The following is a 17,137-nucleotide window of genomic DNA, read 5'->3' as shown; positions in this document are numbered from 1 at the left end:
TTATGAAGCAGCTTCTTGCATGGACTATCCGTACCACGCTACGTCCAGCTTTATCCCCTAAAACACCACTAAAGCTACAACGTTTTTGTAGCGATGCAGCCAGTGCAATTGTGCTTGGGCCACGTGGCTATAAAACAAAAAAGCAAACCATCGCTCAAGTACCGACAGTCCATATTCAGCCCAAAACGACTCAATCAGGACGCGGCATTTTGTATTTACATGGCGGAGGCTATGTGGTGGGTAGCTCAAAAAGTCACACTAAGCTTGCTGCTCAAATCGGACATGCAGCTCAAGCACAAGTCTGGTTACCTGAATATCGCCTAGCCCCAGAGCACACAAGCCCTGCTGCTATTGAAGATGTAATTGCAGTTTATAAAGCTTTACTTGCTCAAGGACAAGACCCGAAAAAACTCGTGATCGCTGGCGATTCTGCTGGCGGTGGACTGAGTTTAAGTGCTGCAATTGCGATACGAAATGCAGGGTTACCGTTACCAACAGCATTAGTTTTACTTTCACCTTGGGTTGACTTAAGCCTCTCTGGAAGCACGATTAAAACTCATGCTGCTCAAGATGCGATGCTGTCAGAAGACTGGTTAGCTTGGTGTGCAAAAACCTATTGCGGCCAAAAATCGGCAACCGATCCAACCTGTTCCCCACTCTATGCCGACTTAACGGGATTACCACCTGTTTTAATTCATGTCGGTACCGAAGAAGTTTTATTAGACGATGCAAAACGTCTCGCTGAACAAACCGAAAAGTATGGTATTCCGACGAACTTAAGGGTTTATGACCGAGTCGGACATGTTTTTCAGTTCCACGCGGGTATACTAAACGAATCTAATGACTCGATTGAGCGCATTGGGCAATTCATTGATAAACATACACAGTCAATATAAAAATATCGCCAGAGAGGAGTCCTCGGCATGACAACAAACAATTATGACTATGATTACCTCATTATTGGTTCAGGCTTTGGTGGTAGTGTTTCTGCTTGCCGTCTAACCGAAAAAGGCTACTCTGTTGCTGTAATGGAAATGGGGCGACGCTGGGAAGCTAAAGATTTTGCTAAAAATAACTGGAATACCCGTCGCTGGATTTGGCGCCCGGGCATGAAACTTTTTGGTTATTTCAATATGCGTTTTTTTCGCCATGTCACCATTATTTGCGGTAATGCTGTAGGTGGCGGTTCAATCACCTATGCCAATACCCTACTTGTTCCACCTGAACATATTTGGGATGAAGGCACGTGGGCAGATGCAGCGGACTGGAAAAATGAAATGCCACAGCACTATGCTGAAGCAGAACGTATGCTTGGGGTGACTGATAATAAAATTTTCGGTCCTGCCGACCACATGCTAAAAAAAATGGGCGACGCAGTTGGTGTTGGACATACGTTTAAACCGACTCGTGTTGCAACTTTCTTTCCCCCCGAAGGTGAACAAGGTGGCAAGACCTACCCTGACCCGTACTTTAACGGCGAAGGTCCAGACCGCGGAACTTGTACGGCATGTGGCGGCTGTATGACAGGTTGCAAACACAACGCAAAAAATACATTAGATAAAAACTATTTGTATTTTGCCGAAAAAAATGGTGCCAAGGTTTACGAAGAAACCAAAGTTGTTGATGTTAAACCACTTAATGGTAAAGCCGATGGCAGCGATGGCTATGAAGTTACGACTGAATGTTCAAGCTCATGGTTTAACAAACAACGCCGTACATGGCGTGTTCGTAATGTGATTTTCTCAGCATCTTCTTTGGGTACGCAAGAGATGTTATTCCGTTTAAAACAGTCTGGTTCACTACCAAATATTTCTGATGATTTAGGCAATCGAGTTCGTACCAATGCCGAGTCGATTTTAGGCGTTCGCTTTTTTGGTAAAGATGTTGACATGAGTAAAGGTGTTGCCATTGGTTCAAGTATTTACATCGACCATGACACTCACATTGAAGCGACGCGTTACCAAACTGGTTCAGATGCCATGGGTCTTATGTGTACTTACATGGCTAAAGGCAAACCAGGTTGGACACGTATATTCTTTTGGTTATGGGCCTTAATCTGCCATCCATTTATTTTCCTTCGCATGAGTAATCCTGTCAGTTTCGCGCGTCAAACTTTAATTTTCTTGGTGATGCAAACAGCTGATGCCTCCATTAATATGCGCTTGAAACGTAATTGGTTCTGGCCTTTTGGCAAAGTATTATCGAGCGAAGGTAAAAAGCTACCTGTGTATATTCCACAGGCCAATGCATTTACCGAAAAAGTTGCCAAAATGTTTAATGGTCATCCAATGACGACTATTACCGAAATTTTGTTTAATGTACCTTTTACAGCGCACTGTATGGGTGGCTGTGCAATTGCTTCAAGCCCAGAGCGCGGTGTGGTAGATGGACAAAACCGTGTCTTTAACTATAAAAACTTATACGTTGTAGATGGCTCAATGTTAGGTGCAAATTTGGGCGTTAACCCAAGTCTCACCATTACAGCTCTTGCAGAACGCGCAATGTCTTATATTCCGGCTAAACATACTTTGGATGAGCAGCAAGATCATAGAGTAGATGCAGAAACCATAGAGATCACAAAAGCATCTGCTTAAAATAGAAATTTGTTTTATAAAAAAAGCCTATTTTAAATAGGCTTTTTCTTTCGCTTTTTTAATTACATCGCTACGGCTTTAGCACGAGCTGCATGCAACTTTTTATAGCTCTCGATCAGACGTAAATGGCGATCAAGTCCTTCTAGTTTCATACTTGTTGGTGTTAAACCATAGAAACGAACACTACCATCGACAGAACCTAATACCGCGTCCATTCGTGTATCACCAAACATACGGCGGAAATTAGTCAAGTAGTCTTCAAGCTCTAGTTCTTCATCTAACATCACTTCAAGCACTACGTTCATGCACTGGTAGAACAAGCCACGTTCAACGGTGTTGGTGTTATATTGCAAGTAAGTTTCGACAAGCTCTTTTGCTTCTTCAAACTGTTGTAAAGCAACATAAATCAGCAATTTCAGTTCTAAAATTGTGAGCTGCCCCCAAACTGTATTGTCATCAAACTCAATACCAATAAGTGTGGTGATTTCAGTGTAATCGTCCAACTCACATTCTTCTAAACGCTCAACCAATACCTCAAGCTGTTCATCATCCAAACGATGCAGATTTAGAATATCTTCACGGAATGAAAGTGCTTTATTGGTATTGTCCCAAATCAAATCTTCAACAAGATAAATTTCTGAATAATCTGGTACTAAAATACGGCAAGCAGTCGCACCTAAATGCTCATAGACTGCCATATACACTTCTTTGCCCATCTCTTCGAGAATGCCGAACAATGTTGCAGCTTCTTCTGCGTTCGACTCTTCGCCTTCGCCAGAAAAATCCCATTCAACAAAGTCATAGTCAGATTTAGAGCTAAAGAAGCGCCAAGATACCAAACCGCTTGAGTCAATAAAGTGCTCAACAAAGTTGTTCGGCTCAGTGACCGCATTACTTTGGAAAGTTGGTTGAGGCAAATCATTTAAGCCTTCGAAACTACGGCCTTGAAGTAATTCAGTCAGACTACGTTCTAACGCAACTTCAAAACTTGGATGCGCACCGAAAGATGCAAACACCCCACCCGTACGCGGGTTCATTAAAGTCACACACATTACAGGGAACTGGCCGCCTAACGATGCATCTTTAACTAATACAGGGAAACCTTGCTCTTCTAGACCTTTAATACCAGCAACAATACTTGGGTATTTTGCTAATACGTCTTCAGGAACATCTGGAAGTGCGATTTCACCTTCTAAAATTTCACGTTTTACAGCACGTTCAAAAATTTCAGACAAACATTGAACTTGAGCTTCTGCCAAAGTATTACCCGCACTCATACCATTACTTAAGTACAAGTTTTCAATTAAATTTGATGGGAAATAGACAACTTCACCGTCAGACTGGCGCACAAAAGGTAGAGAGCAAATGCCACGCTCTACGTTGCCTGAGTTGGTGTCATATAAATGCGTACCCAGTAACTCATCATCTGGGTTATAAATCTCAAGACAATATTCATCTAAGATTTCTTTAGGTAATTCACCATTTGGACCCGGTTTAAACCATTTTTCATCTGGATAATGCACAAATTCGGCATTGGCAATTTCTTCACCCCAGAACTGGTCGTTATAGAAGAAGTTACAGTTTAAACGCTCAATAAACTCGCCTAATGCAGACGCTAAAGCACTTTCTTTAGTCGCGCCTTTACCATTGGTAAAACACATCGGAGACTGTGCATCACGAATGTGTAATGACCACACATTTGGCACGATATTACGCCAAGACGCGATTTCAATCTTCATACCCAAATTTGCCAAAATAGATGACATATTGGCAATGGTTTCTTCTAATGGCAGGTCTTTACCTTGAATATAGGTATGGCTTTCTGAAGTTAAGCTTGGCAATAACAATGCTTGTGCATCTGCATCGATGCTTTCAACTTCTTCAATAATAAATTCGGGACCCGTTTGAATCACTTTTTTAACAGTACAACGATCAATCGAACGTAAAATCCCTTGGCGATCTTTCTCTGAAATATCGGCTGGTAATTCAATTTGAATTTTAAATGTTTGCTTATAGCGGTTTTCAGGATCAACAATATTATTTTGCGATAAACGAATATTATCGGTTGGGATATCTCGAGCGGCACAATACACTTTCACAAAGTACGCTGCGCACAATGCTGACGATGCTAAAAAGTAGTCAAATGGGCCCGGTGCCGAACCGTCACCCTTGTAGCGAATTGGTTGATCGGCAATTACCGTAAAGTCATCGAACTTAGCTTCCTGTCGAAGATTGTCGAGATAATTAACCTTGATTTCCATGCTGGCACCTAAATATTTTTATGTGTCAGCACAGACACATAAAATTCTAAATATTGAAAAATAAGCCGAATCACAGCGAAGAAATTGACTTAAAAAAATGAGAGATTAAAGCCATGTGTTTAATGAACGACTCAATTGGCTTTAATAAGATTGGCGGTATTATAGAGGGATTTTGTGAAGTTGATAACTAAAGTTAAAACATTGCTGCTCACAATGTTTTAACTTGTCTTTAATTTAATAAATATTGAGTGTTAAAACTTAAAAGTGTAATCGACATTTAACCGCGTTTCATTTGTCGAATGAAAGGTCATATTGGTAGGCATATCGTTGCGATAGTGAGAAAAACGAGCTCGCACTCCCAAACCTTTTAACTTACCTTCAGGAATTTTATAGCCTAAATCAAATTCCATCGACTCTTCTTTAAAACGCTGATCGCCATATTGCAACAAATCAATGTCTTCACCTTTTGCATAGCGGGTCATAAAGCGCAGACCGTTTAACGAAACATCACCTAGTCGTGCATTTTTAAAGTCATATTCATAACGAATCGAATAGACTTTTTCATCTTTATTTGAATAGTCAGAACTCATAAAATCAAGCACAACCGGACTTTCAGTTCCTGACAAAAATGGTAAACCAGTCGAGCCAAATGACTGCATGTAGCCCAAAGAAACCGTATGGTTTTGATAGTTCAAACCAAATAAGCCACTAATATGTCGGTTATCGACCTCTCCTATTTTTTTACTTCCAGTTTCTTCACTATTAAAAAAACGCACGTCGCTTAAAAAATTAAGTTGATCATTTAAAGGTTGTTTGCCGTTAAAACCTAAAAATTGTTGCTGGTAAATGTCTTTGAGTTCAGCATGGTAAGCCCGTAGACGATAATCCTTTAACTGATAGCTTCCACCTAATGTATAAAAAGAATCAGTAGTTGCCGCTTTGTCAAAACGATGGTTGATATTGTCTGTTCCAACATCGGTATAACGAATTGAGTCGCGCTGACGTACTTCGTCGACATAAAAGCCTTCGAGTTGAAGATTTGGAATTTCATTTGAAACAAAACGGATACCACGGTAAGTCTGAGGGAACAAACGCGCTGGCGATGAAAAAATGGTCGGTAATTGTGGAACTAAGTCCCCCACAAAAAGCTCATTTTTCCTAAATTTAGCCTTTCCTGTAATGCCGATTTTTCCATAATAATCATCACGCGAGTTATCGGTATTCACTGGTAATAAGCCACTACGCGCATAGTCATCAGCACGGCTTCCCATCAGGTTAAAACCTGCCATTGCCAGTACATCAACACCAAACCCAACCGCACCTTCAGTATAACCAGACTGTCCTTTAAAAATTAAACCCTGCGCCCAATCTCTACCTGCTGTATAAGGATATGGGTCTTTTTTATAGTCTCGGTCAAAGTAAAAATTACGTAGTGTTAGCTCAGCTTTACTATCTGCAAGAAATTCGGCATGCACAACTTGACTAAATAATGGGCACAAGCATACCCCCACCCATACTGGTGTCTTTTTCATTTTTTATCTCAACTATTTAATTTTTAATGGATTAAGGTGCTGTTTTAAGCGAGTAGTTCTGCTCTTTCTTACTTCGGTAAAAAGCACTACCCAAACTTAAAATCAGGAAAATAGCCAAAATAAACACCACACCGTAATAGGCATACAGCGTTGCGGGTGCTATACCTTTATCCAGGAAGATGCCTGCAACCGTTGGCGATAAAATTGCCCCAATTCGTCCAAAACCAATTGCATAGCCCACGCCGCGACTACGGATTTCAGCATCATAAATTGTTGGAGAAATAGAATATAAACCTGCCACACAGCCATTAATGAGTGTGCCAAGTAATAACCCCACCATGAGTGCAATGCTCACTTGAGATGAGACAGCGACAAATAGGAAAACACATGCCGAGGTTAGTCCTAAAAACAGGCTTAAGGCATAGAAGATTTTCATACGTGATGCCAATAAACCAATAATGGCTGCCCCGAAAATCCCACCAATACTAATTAAAATACCAGTACTTACGCCTTGCTCTGGTGACATTCCCATTGAAATTAGAATTTTTGGTGTCCAGCTCATGACAAAGTAAAATCCAAACATTACTAAAAAGAATGCAAACCACAAACAAAGCGTTTGAAATCCAAGTTGTCCAGCAAATAATTTGCCCAGCTCACTGCCATTTTGCGTGCTGATTTTTTCATAACGCGGCATAACTGGTAATTCGTTTAGCCCCATACGATTTACAGTTGCATTAATTCGTTCTAGTGCCTGTTTTGGTCGTTTCGCGAGTAAGTAATCTAAAGATTCAGGTAATAACCATGCGCTGATCAGCAGCATTGCAATGGTAGTAACCCCTCCTGCTAAAAAGATTGAGCGCCAACCTAAATGCTCAATCAATGCCAGTGATAATACTCCACCAAGCGTCGCGCCAATTCCATAACCGGTAGACATTAAACTCACTGCAAGACTGCGCCAGCGAGCATTGGCATATTCACTTGCCAATACATTACTACTCGCAAGGATGCCCCCCACCCCAATTCCGGTAATAAACCGAAGTGCAGCTAACATGCCGTGGCTTTGTACAAAAGCACAGCCCAGCATGCTAAGACCTGCAATTACAAGACAAACTAAGATGAGTAAACGACGACCGATTTTATCGGCTAAAGGCGCGAGAAAAATTGAACCAGCAGCCATTCCAAAAAGGCCAGCACTTAACAACAAGCCAATTTGTGCGCCTGAAAGTGACCATTCTGCTGACACGGATGGAGCAGTAAATGCCATTACCATCACGTCAAAGCCATCAATAATATTGAGACAAATACAGATCAAAATGACGAACCATTGATAGCGGCTCATATTGTTTTGATTGATCTCACTTAGAACGTCTCTTTCCATTTGTGTATCTCCCTTGGATAAGACATACACACGACATTGCTGATATGAGCGATTGGGTGGTTATGCACATCCGTATCCATAATGACCTAGAGGAATATTTTTTTGAGCATCCTGCTCTTTTTCTATACTGAATATTTGGATCCAAAAAATCAACTAAAATTATAAACAGATTATTAAAAAGTATATAAACACATAAATTATATAAGTATAAAATTATTAAAAACATAAAATTAGAATGCTTGAATATTTTTATGGATCCATATTAAAAAATCTATTATGATCGATTCCAGAGCATTTTTTAGCCAAAAAAAGCTCAGTTTATTTCCAGGAAATGCAAGATGCATTTTTAAAACATCAAAGGATTGTTGTTATGAAACTCAAAAGAGTAAGCCAGCTTACATTGGGACTTTTTTTTGCCAGCCAATTATTTTACACAACGCAAGCAGCACCTCCAAAAAATCAACAACCACCTAATATCATGATTATTTTAGCCGATGATCTTGGATTTTCAGATATTGGTGCTTATGGTGGCGAAATTAAAACTCCTCATATTGATAGTCTGTTAAAGCAAGGAAAAATGCTTTTTAATTTTCATGCTTCATCAATGTGCTCACCTACTCGTGCACAGCTTATGACAGGTGCCGATAACCACTTGGTAGGTTTAGGTGCGATGTATGAAACTTCAAAACGACAAGAAAAATTGGTTGGAGCCGATAGCCCGCGTGCACTCCTCAAAATTGATGGCTATTCAGGTCATTTAACGCAAAATGCTTATACACTCGCAGAGATTTTAAAGACAAAAGATTATTACACCTTCATGGTTGGTAAATGGCACTTAGGCTATGCGCCCGAACAAAACCCTAAAGCCCGTGGTTTTGATCAATCTTTTGCTCTGCTCGATGGCTTCGATTTACATTTTAAAGACCAACCTAAAAACTATCCGCGTAACACCCAATACACTGAAAATGGTCAAAAGACCACTTTGCCTGACAACTACTACTCGACCGACTTTTTTACACAAAAAGCGTTTGAGTACTTAGACAAAAATAAAGCGCAAAAACCATTTTTTGCCTACCTAGCCTATACCGCTCCACACTGGCCACTACAAGCACCTGCTCATTATAGAGACCTATATAAAGGTAAATATGATCAAGGCTACGATGCAATTCGTAAACAACGCTTTCTTAGACAAAAGCAATTAGGATTAATTCCAGCAAACGCAGAATACCCAGTCGAGCGTGGCAACCAAGCTTTAGGCACCAAAAGCTGGAATGAACTCACCCCCCAAGAGCGCAAATACGAAGCACGTAAAATGGAAGTTTATGCGGGCATGGTTACCCAGTTAGACGACCGCGTGGGTGATGTCATTCAATATCTTAAAAAGCATCATTTATATGACAACACTTTAATTGTGTTTATGTCAGATAACGGCGCTGAAGGCGGCGATCATAATTTCCCAATGGGTGATGCCGACAATCGCTATGAAAATATAGGTAACGCCAGCTCATATGTTTACATGGGACCACGCTGGGCCGAAGTGAGCAGCACCCCATTTACGCACTGGAAGTCAGCTGCTTCAGAAGGCGGAGTACGAGTTCCATTTATTGTTAAATCGCCTGTGCAGATTTCCAAACAACGTGGAATTAACAATAACTTTGCGACAGTCAGAGATATATTCCCAACTGTAATGGAACTAGCGGGTATTCAAAATAATCAGGTTTATCCAACTTCAAGCACCAAAATTAAACCGTCGGGCTTTAGCCTAATTCCTGCGTTTAAAGATAATACTGACCGTATTCGTCCTGTTAATTATTATGACTTTAAAGAATTGCATGGCAGCCGCTACGCAAAAACTGACGAATGGAAACTTATTGAAAACTCACCTTCTAAATTTAAGAGCTATGGCTGGGAGCTCTACAATTTAAAAACAGATTTTAATGAGCAACATAATGTTTATGCAGAACATCCTGAGATCGTCAAAGTCTTAAATGACAAATATTTAAGATATGCCGATGAAAATGGTGTTGTGGATTTTGAGCAATACAACAAAAAGTAGAGAAAACCAGATGAAACAGATCATAATGCTTTCATCTTTCCTGTTACTTTGTGCATGCCAAAAAACTACACCTCAACTAGAACAGACCACCTTGCCCAACTTAGGCAGCAAAGCTAAATGTAATTCTTATTCAGGCCTTCCTTCGGGATGGCCTAACAATAAAGAAGCAGGCATGGCCAAGCTTCCGCAAGGAAAAATTGTTCTAGGCACCACACAAGGTTATGAAGATGAACGCCCATTAAATTTACAGACAACTTCCGTTCCCGCTTTTTTAATTGATGCAACTGAAGTCACCAATGCCCAATTTCAAGAGTTTGTTAAACAAACGGGTTATGTCACCGATGCAGAGAAGCAAGGCGGCGCAGCTATGTTTGTACAGCCAGATCATCCAGTTGAAGAATTACAGTGGTGGAAATTTGAAAAAGGGGCCAATTGGAAACACCCATGGGGCCCAAACAACCCTAAACAACCAGCACCTCACGAGCCTGTTCGTATGGTGACATGGAATGATGCTTACGCTTATGCAAACTGGCTAGGTCATGACTTACCGACTGAGCTTGAGTGGGAATATGCAGCCAAAGGTTTTCAGCAAAACTCCGATATTGGCCCTACTCATGAAGGCCATATTGTAGCCAACTTCTGGCAAGGTGAATTTCCATACAAAAATGTTCAGGAAGATGGTTTTAAGGATGTTGCCCCTGTTGGCTGTTTTAGTAAAAACCCATTTGGGCTATATGACTTGATTGGCAATGTATGGGAATGGACGCAAACACCCTATACAGGTCCACGAGATCACCATATGGGGGATCCATCGAAATATCGGCAAAGTCACGAACAGATTTTGCAATACACGATTAAAGGTGGATCTTATTTATGTGCAACCAACTATTGCGCGCGTTATCGTGCTGCCGCGAGGCATCCACAGGAACTCGACCTTGCCACCAGCCATGTCGGATTTAGAACAGTAAAACGCTTTTAAACGGATTTAAAAATGAAGCATATTTTTATTTATGGGATTTTCTTCTCAGGGACAACCCTTGCCTGTTGTTTAGCTCATAGTGAAGTAGATGTTAATTTTCAAAATACACTCACACTAAAAACATTCAACTTTGACAGACAATATGAAAATGGTACTAGTCCCGATACTCATAGCTTGAGTCAAGGCTTCGTTTATCGTGGTGACTGGACAACCAAGCTTAATGAGGTTCAGCTCCACCTCAATCCAAGCATCCAATATGCTTATCGCCTAAGTAGCGACCAACACACCAATGATATGATCATACCCTTTGACCCTAACGCCCAGAAACAAGCACAAGACCAAGTTAAATATGGCTTAGGTGCTGGAGTTGAATATCAAAACTTTCGCATGAATGTAGGTGAAATCACTCCCGATTCACCACTTACGCCACAAGTGGATACACATCAATTACGAGTTAACTATAAAGGCTTGGAATTAAAATATAAGACACCGCAACAAAATTTCGAGCTGGGTTTGATTAACCGTTATTCACCAAAAAATGAGGAGGACTACCACAAACTCGCCATTTCAAAACATGAATCTGACGGCCTCTATTTCTTTCAATGGGACGGCAATACACCTCGGTACCACTGGAAATTTTATAATGGTTACTTAACAGATCTCATCAATCAAAGTTACTTTGCTTTTGATTATCAGTGGACAAAGCAGCACACCACAAAATTACGTGTGTTTCGCCACGACGACGTCGGTAAATCAAAACTTGGAGAATATGACAATACATCCTTAGGCGCTATGCATTTTATCAAACATGGCAACTTTACAACTGGAATTGGCTACCAAGAAAACTTTGGCAAAGATGGAATTCCAAAACTCGACAATATGCCTATCCCGCATATGGTGAACTGGACCTTAGGCGCGTTTACCAAAGCAGATGAAAAGTCTTATCATTTCGTTGCCTCGTATGACTTTAAAGACTATATCAAGGGTCTAAAAATCACCTATAAATATATTTATGGCGATTCATTTCAAACCATGAACCAAAATGATTTTGAACAAGAAAGTGATGTGTTGATTCAGTACGACCTAAATGCTTGGATTAAAAATCTTAAGCTTCTTTTCTTAAATATTAACTACGACACCAAACATGGCAAAAGTCTGGATGAACAGCGCATGATGCTTCACTACACGGTTAATTTCTAAATCTTTACACTCCAATAATGGCTTAACTATAGCCATTATGGATCCAAATTAAGATGAATAAAAATTTAGCCTCTAAAATTCAAAGTAAATACAAAAGTCTTTAATAGCAATTAAAAATATACAAAAACAACCAAACCTAAAGATCAATATTTTTAAAAAATATACTGCCTATCAATTGACCAATATTTTTATTTATTATAAATTGGATCCAATAAGTGATAAGGAGTCGTCACAATGTTTATTAAAAATGCTTGGTATGTTGCCTGCCGCCCAGAAGAAATCCAAGACAAACCATTAGGTCGCACTATTTGTGGTGAAAAAATTGTTTTTTATCGCGGTAAAGAAAACCAAGTTGCAGCCGTTGAAGATTTTTGTCCCCATCGCGGCGCCCCACTTTCACTTGGCTATGTAGAAGATGGCAACCTTGTGTGTGGTTATCATGGTTTAGTCATGGGTTGTGACGGAAAGACCGTTTCAATGCCAGCTCAACGTGTAAATGGTTTCCCTTGCAACAAAGCATATGCAGTTGTCGAAAAGTTCGGCTTTATTTGGGTATGGCCAGGCGAGAAAGCTTTAGCAGAAGAAGCAAAACTGCCAACTTTAGAATGGGCAGATCATCCTGAATGGAGCTATGGCGGAGGCCTGTTTCACATTCAGTGTGACTATCGCCTGATGGTCGACAACCTGATGGATTTAACCCACGAGACCTATGTTCACTCAAGCAGTATTGGGCAAAAAGAGATTGATGAGTCATTGCCTGTCACTAAAGTTGACGGCGACCATGTCATTACCGAACGCTATATGGAAAATGTGATCGCACCTCCATTTTGGCAAATGGCCCTTCGCGGTAATCATTTAGCAGATGATGTACCTGTTGACCGTTGGCAACGTTGTCACTTCTTTGCTCCAAGTAATGTGCATATTGAAGTCGGTGTAGCACACGCTGGACATGGTGGTTATCACGCACCAAATGACAAAAAAGTTTCTTCAATTGTGGTCGATTTTATTACGCCAGAAACTGAAACCTCACACTGGTATTTCTGGGGAATGGCACGTAACTTCCAGCCAGACAATGCTGAACTCACCGATCAAATTCGCGAAGGCCAAGGCAAAATCTTTACTGAAGATTTAGAAATGCTGGAGCAACAACAACAAAATATTTTAAACAACCCACATCGCAAGTTACTGATGCTCAACATCGACGCAGGCGGTGTCCAGTCCCGTAAGGTGATTGAGCGACTACTTGCCGAAGAAAATAAAACACCTCCTGAAACGTCCGCACAGAAGTTTCCAAACATTCGGATTATTTAAAGGAGCATGAACATGGACGTTATTATTCAAAAAATTCACCAGCTTACCCCGACCATTCGTGCGTTTGAATTGGTTGCAGCAAATGGTACAGCGCTGCCGAGTTTTGAAGCAGGTGCGCATATTGATGTGCACCTAAAAAACGGCCTCACCCGTCAATATTCACTTTCAAACTGCTGCACTGAAAAGCATCGCTACGTCATTGGTGTTTTACATGATGCCAATTCACGCGGTGGCTCACGTTGCATCCACACCGAATATCGTGAAGGCGATCATTTAAAAATTGGTGAGCCGCGTAATTTATTTGAGATTCATCCTCAAACCAAACAGGCGGTTTTATTTGCGGGTGGTATTGGTATTACCCCGATTTTGTCGATGGCATATCGGCTTAAGTCGGCCAATATTCCTTTTGAATTGCACTACTTCGTTCGTAGTCATGAAATGATTGCCTTCTATGGCAACTTAACCGAACACTTTGGTGACCAAGTTCATTTTCACATTCAAGACCAACCAGACACCGAATGTAATATGGCAGAGGTTTTGGGCCAAGCTTCACCTGATAAACACTTATATGTGTGTGGACCTACAGGGTTTATGCAGTTTGTCATGAGCTCGGCCGAACAAGCGGGTTGGCATAGCGAACAGTTACATCAAGAGCATTTTGTTGCTCAAAAGGTAGATACGTCCAACGATGAAGCTTTCACCATTGAAGTGAAAGGTACGGGCCGCCGAATTGAAGTATTACCAGAGCAGACAGCAACAGAAGCATTAATTGCAAATGGTTTTGATATTCCTGTTTCGTGTGAACAAGGTATTTGTGGTACGTGCATTACCCGTGTAGTAGAAGGCACTCCAGATCATCGAGATATGTTTATGACCGATGAGGAACATGCATTGAATGACCAGTTTACGCCCTGCTGTTCTCGTGCAAAAACTAAACATCTTGTGATTGAGCTTTAACTCGAAAGTTCCTTTATTCAAAAATAAAGGAACTTTTCACTTTAAGCGCTGAGAACATTTCTTAGGGTTTCACCTAAAATCACCACACTACTGTGTTCGCGCATTAACGTTTCAGCACGCCCTGCCTGACGATGTACCAATGCATCGAAAATCGAACAATGCTGCAAATGTGCATAGTGCAAACGGCGATATTCCGATAAAGCTTGGTTCTGGTCATAGGTAATGGCTTGGGCAGAAGCCATTGGCAATTGGTTGTTTTTTGCTAAGGCTTGGATAAGCGCAACGTTTTGCGCTCCCTCAATAATAGTGTCATGAAAGATGACATTAAAATGGTGATAACGTTCTAGCTCAGCATCACCAAACTCGTCTTTTTCATTAAAGAGTTTTTCAGTTTCCTGAATGCAATGTTGCAAGGTCTTTTTCTGATCTTCGCTTAAGCCTTGTTCTGCCAAAGTTTTCGCAGCCAACCCTTCCAGCACACCGCGTACTTCGAGCGCATCATGAACAAGTTGCTCTGAAATTTCACGAACCGTGTAACCACGAGTTGGGTTTTTAATGAGGAGGCCTTCTTGCTCGAGCAACCGAAAGGCAATACGAACAGGCTGCCTTGAAACACCAAGTAACTCGGCAGTCGGAATTTCGGCAATTCTAGCACCGCCTTCAAGTTCCCCTGAAATAATCATTTTTCTTAGTTTAAGTAAAACTTGTTGTCCTGAAGACATTCGCTGCCACACATCACCAAAAACGTCACTTCGATGCTAGCAAGTTCATTTGTAAAATGAAATAAATTTTCTGTTTGAATCTAACAGCTCAGACATTTATAAGCGTCAACTTAATTGATCAAGATTAAATTAATTTTTTAAAAAAGTACTCAACTTGGTTTACCGTCATATCAAAATTAACTTATTTTTTATTTTTAAATTGATAAAATATAGTCATAAATTCATTAAATAATATAAATAAAAATATTGATTATTAAGAATAATTTAAAGATTATTCTATAATAAATCTTCACAAAAACCTCTTTAATAAAAAATAAATTTATAATATATTTTAAACTCATTTATTTTAGATGATAGGTATTTAATTACTTTTTATTAAATATTTACTTTCAAATCACTCATTAAAAAGGATGACTTCATTCTCGTTTTAAAATTAATAACACAGCTTTAAAACGATAATTTTAAAAATTATTTATACTTATCAGATTAGAGATTTATCAATGAGAAATTTATTATTTTTTAAAAAATTACCACTAATTATTGCATTAAGTATGGGCTTAATGGCTTGTAATGATAGCGATAATGATCCAAATGAAACTTCACCTGTTACGACTCCTTCCGCAAGTGTTGCCTTACAAGTGTTTGATAATACTACAGGTAGTCAAATTAATAATGCTCAAGTTAGCATAGTAAATAAAACAGTATCATTAAATACTGATATAGAAGGTAAAGCACAACTACAAAAAATTGCTGTTGGTCGATCTGTCATTAAAATTAGTAAAACTGGTTATGCAGATCAATTTGTTACTGTCGATTTAGTGGATAAGCAAGAACTCTCAGGTATTATTGTTCAACTCATACCTTTAAATTTAGGAGGGTCTGTTTCTGCCATCACTGGTGGAACGGTAAACTTAGCAAACAGTACAGCTCAAGTTATTATTGCTCCAAATAGTCTAAAACGTGTAGATGGACAGCCTATTCAAGGTAATGTAAATGTGAGTTTTGCCCTCATTAACACTGCACAAGAAGTGCGCAATATGCCAGGCGACCTAGCAACCCAAGTGAACAATACAAGAGCGCCGTTAGAAAGTTTTGGAGCCATGGTTGTTGATTTGAGAGATAGCACTGGTGCAAAAGTTGAACTGATAGCTAACCAATTGGCTAATATTCGTATTCCTTTAATGGCGAGAGGAATTGCCCCTGCTACCATTCCACTTTATTATTTTGACCCTACTCGTGGTTATTGGCTTCAGGATGGTAACCAAACACTCACCTTACAGATGGATAATAACGGAAATCGTTTCTACACAGGTAACTCAAGTACATTAAATGTTGTAAATGCAGATATTCCTTATCAGACAACAAATGTTGCTGGCTGCTTAGCAGATTCAAGTGGAAAACGAATTGCTAATGCTCAAATTTTGCTTGAGGGTAAAGACTACTCTGGCTACACCATTACCAATACCAACAATAATGGTGAGTTCTCAGCCGCAGCAAAACAAAACTCTATTGTATTAATTAATGGTCAAGCAAATAGTTTACGCAGTAATACCGTTGAACATACTGTATTAGCATCAAATAGCACTTTAAATGATTGCTTAGTTTTAACAGAGCCAAGCCAAAATATTACGGTTAGGTTGACTTGGGGCCAAAACCCCGATGATATTGACTCGCATATGCTAGCCCCGGATGGCAGTCATGTTTCATACAGTGCCCAAGGAGCATTACTGCAACATCCTTTTATAAATTTAGATGTTGATGATACGACCAGCTATGGCCCTGAAGTGATCACATTAAGTAAATTGATGGTAGGTGATTACCATTATTTTGTTCACAACTATTCAGGCACATCGAATCCCGGTATTTTTGGCTCACCAATAAAAGTTGAATTAAATACAATGAAAGGTACTCAAATTTTTACCCCTACTTCAAATACTGGAGAAAGCTTCTATTGGAGCGCATTTAAAATTAAAGTTGCTGAAAATTGTGATATTACAGTGACCCCAACAAAACAATGGCTAAATTCAGAACCAACAGTCTCTCCATCTGCAATAAAATATTGCTCTAAATAAATTTAGTATTATATACAGCGATTTAAATAATCTTTAGATCGCTGTTCCTTAAATTATTACTATAATTTACTAATT

Annotated in this window: 12 protein-coding genes; 8 read left to right on the top strand and 4 right to left on the bottom strand. The window is 39.8% G+C overall.

All coding sequences use genetic code 11. From position 1 onward, the window contains the following. The first annotated feature begins 2 nt into the window (after nucleotides 1–2). Nucleotides 3–896 carry an alpha/beta hydrolase gene (locus JGE69_RS01705; RefSeq protein ID WP_199112048.1) on the top strand — a complete coding sequence of 298 codons (894 nt, stop codon included), beginning with the start codon at nucleotides 3–5 and terminating at the stop codon, nucleotides 894–896. A 27-nt stretch (nucleotides 897–923) separates the two neighbouring features. Further along, nucleotides 924–2,594, top strand: coding sequence for a GMC family oxidoreductase (locus JGE69_RS01700; RefSeq protein WP_199112046.1), 1,671 nt, complete (start codon nucleotides 924–926; stop codon nucleotides 2,592–2,594). A 62-nt stretch (nucleotides 2,595–2,656) separates the two neighbouring features. On the opposite strand, the gene JGE69_RS01695 is transcribed toward JGE69_RS01700, so the two are convergent. The 3 genes from JGE69_RS01695 to JGE69_RS01685 form a co-directional block, all read right to left on the bottom strand. After that, nucleotides 2,657–4,855: an OsmC domain/YcaO domain-containing protein gene (locus JGE69_RS01695; protein WP_199112044.1), complete on the bottom strand. Its 2,199-nt coding sequence runs from the start codon at nucleotides 4,853–4,855 to the stop codon at nucleotides 2,657–2,659. Between the two features lie 251 nt (nucleotides 4,856–5,106). After that, nucleotides 5,107–6,387, bottom strand: coding sequence for an OprD family outer membrane porin (locus JGE69_RS01690; protein ID WP_199112043.1), 1,281 nt, complete (start codon nucleotides 6,385–6,387; stop codon nucleotides 5,107–5,109). 31 nt (nucleotides 6,388–6,418) lie between these two features. Continuing rightward, complete coding sequence (locus tag JGE69_RS01685) at nucleotides 6,419–7,765, bottom strand: MFS transporter (protein WP_199112041.1); 1,347 nt, start codon at nucleotides 7,763–7,765, stop codon at nucleotides 6,419–6,421. Between the two features lie 370 nt (nucleotides 7,766–8,135). Here JGE69_RS01685 and JGE69_RS01680 point away from each other — a divergent pair, with 370 nt between their 5' ends. The 5 genes from JGE69_RS01680 (at nucleotide 8,136) to JGE69_RS01660 (ending at nucleotide 14,268) form a co-directional block, all read left to right on the top strand. Continuing rightward, complete coding sequence (locus JGE69_RS01680) at nucleotides 8,136–9,821, top strand: arylsulfatase (protein WP_199112039.1); 1,686 nt, start codon at nucleotides 8,136–8,138, stop codon at nucleotides 9,819–9,821. A gap of 25 nt (nucleotides 9,822–9,846) precedes the next feature. Continuing rightward, nucleotides 9,847–10,800 (top strand): formylglycine-generating enzyme family protein, encoded by a 954-nt coding sequence (locus JGE69_RS01675; RefSeq protein ID WP_080631214.1) that lies wholly within the window; start codon nucleotides 9,847–9,849, stop codon nucleotides 10,798–10,800. A 12-nt stretch (nucleotides 10,801–10,812) separates the two neighbouring features. Then, on the top strand, nucleotides 10,813–12,000 hold the full coding sequence (locus tag JGE69_RS01670) for an OprD family outer membrane porin (RefSeq protein WP_199112037.1): 1,188 nt from the start codon (nucleotides 10,813–10,815) through the stop codon (nucleotides 11,998–12,000). A 234-nt stretch (nucleotides 12,001–12,234) separates the two neighbouring features. Further along, nucleotides 12,235–13,311, top strand: coding sequence for an aromatic ring-hydroxylating oxygenase subunit alpha (locus JGE69_RS01665; protein ID WP_199112035.1), 1,077 nt, complete (start codon nucleotides 12,235–12,237; stop codon nucleotides 13,309–13,311). A gap of 12 nt (nucleotides 13,312–13,323) precedes the next feature. Further along, on the top strand, nucleotides 13,324–14,268 hold the full coding sequence (locus JGE69_RS01660; RefSeq protein ID WP_199112033.1) for a PDR/VanB family oxidoreductase: 945 nt from the start codon (nucleotides 13,324–13,326) through the stop codon (nucleotides 14,266–14,268). 41 nt (nucleotides 14,269–14,309) lie between these two features. Here JGE69_RS01660 and JGE69_RS01655 read toward each other — a convergent pair whose 3' ends face one another. Then, nucleotides 14,310–15,002 carry a GntR family transcriptional regulator gene (locus tag JGE69_RS01655; protein WP_199112031.1) on the bottom strand — a complete coding sequence of 231 codons (693 nt, stop codon included), beginning with the start codon at nucleotides 15,000–15,002 and terminating at the stop codon, nucleotides 14,310–14,312. 488 nt (nucleotides 15,003–15,490) lie between these two features. On the opposite strand from JGE69_RS01655, the gene JGE69_RS01650 reads away from it, so the two are divergent. Beyond that, a complete protein-coding gene (locus JGE69_RS01650) occupies nucleotides 15,491–17,062 on the top strand; it encodes a carboxypeptidase regulator (protein WP_068563218.1) in 1,572 nt (523 codons plus the stop codon). The last annotated feature ends 75 nt before the right edge of the window (nucleotides 17,063–17,137 follow it).

This window comes from Acinetobacter sp. C13, from assembly GCF_016809775.1.
In the GTDB taxonomy this organism is placed as follows: domain Bacteria; phylum Pseudomonadota; class Gammaproteobacteria; order Pseudomonadales; family Moraxellaceae; genus Acinetobacter; species Acinetobacter pittii.
Note: the sequence above shows the minus strand (reverse complement) of the source record. Positions and strands in the feature narration are given on the sequence as shown.

What these genes read in the sequence shown, in the direction of transcription:
- JGE69_RS01705 (WP_199112048.1), top strand. Translation starts at nt 3, where the DNA reads ATGAAGCAGCTTCTTGCATGGACTATCCGTACCACGCTACGTCCAGCT.
- JGE69_RS01700 (WP_199112046.1), top strand. Translation starts at nt 924, where the DNA reads ATGACAACAAACAATTATGACTATGATTACCTCATTATTGGTTCAGGC.
- JGE69_RS01695 (WP_199112044.1), bottom strand. Translation starts at nt 4,855, where the DNA reads ATGGAAATCAAGGTTAATTATCTCGACAATCTTCGACAGGAAGCTAAG.
- JGE69_RS01690 (WP_199112043.1), bottom strand. Translation starts at nt 6,387, where the DNA reads ATGAAAAAGACACCAGTATGGGTGGGGGTATGCTTGTGCCCATTATTT.
- JGE69_RS01685 (WP_199112041.1), bottom strand. Translation starts at nt 7,765, where the DNA reads ATGGAAAGAGACGTTCTAAGTGAGATCAATCAAAACAATATGAGCCGC.
- JGE69_RS01680 (WP_199112039.1), top strand. Translation starts at nt 8,136, where the DNA reads ATGAAACTCAAAAGAGTAAGCCAGCTTACATTGGGACTTTTTTTTGCC.
- JGE69_RS01675 (WP_080631214.1), top strand. Translation starts at nt 9,847, where the DNA reads ATGCTTTCATCTTTCCTGTTACTTTGTGCATGCCAAAAAACTACACCT.
- JGE69_RS01670 (WP_199112037.1), top strand. Translation starts at nt 10,813, where the DNA reads ATGAAGCATATTTTTATTTATGGGATTTTCTTCTCAGGGACAACCCTT.
- JGE69_RS01665 (WP_199112035.1), top strand. Translation starts at nt 12,235, where the DNA reads ATGTTTATTAAAAATGCTTGGTATGTTGCCTGCCGCCCAGAAGAAATC.
- JGE69_RS01660 (WP_199112033.1), top strand. Translation starts at nt 13,324, where the DNA reads ATGGACGTTATTATTCAAAAAATTCACCAGCTTACCCCGACCATTCGT.
- JGE69_RS01650 (WP_068563218.1), top strand. Translation starts at nt 15,491, where the DNA reads ATGAGAAATTTATTATTTTTTAAAAAATTACCACTAATTATTGCATTA.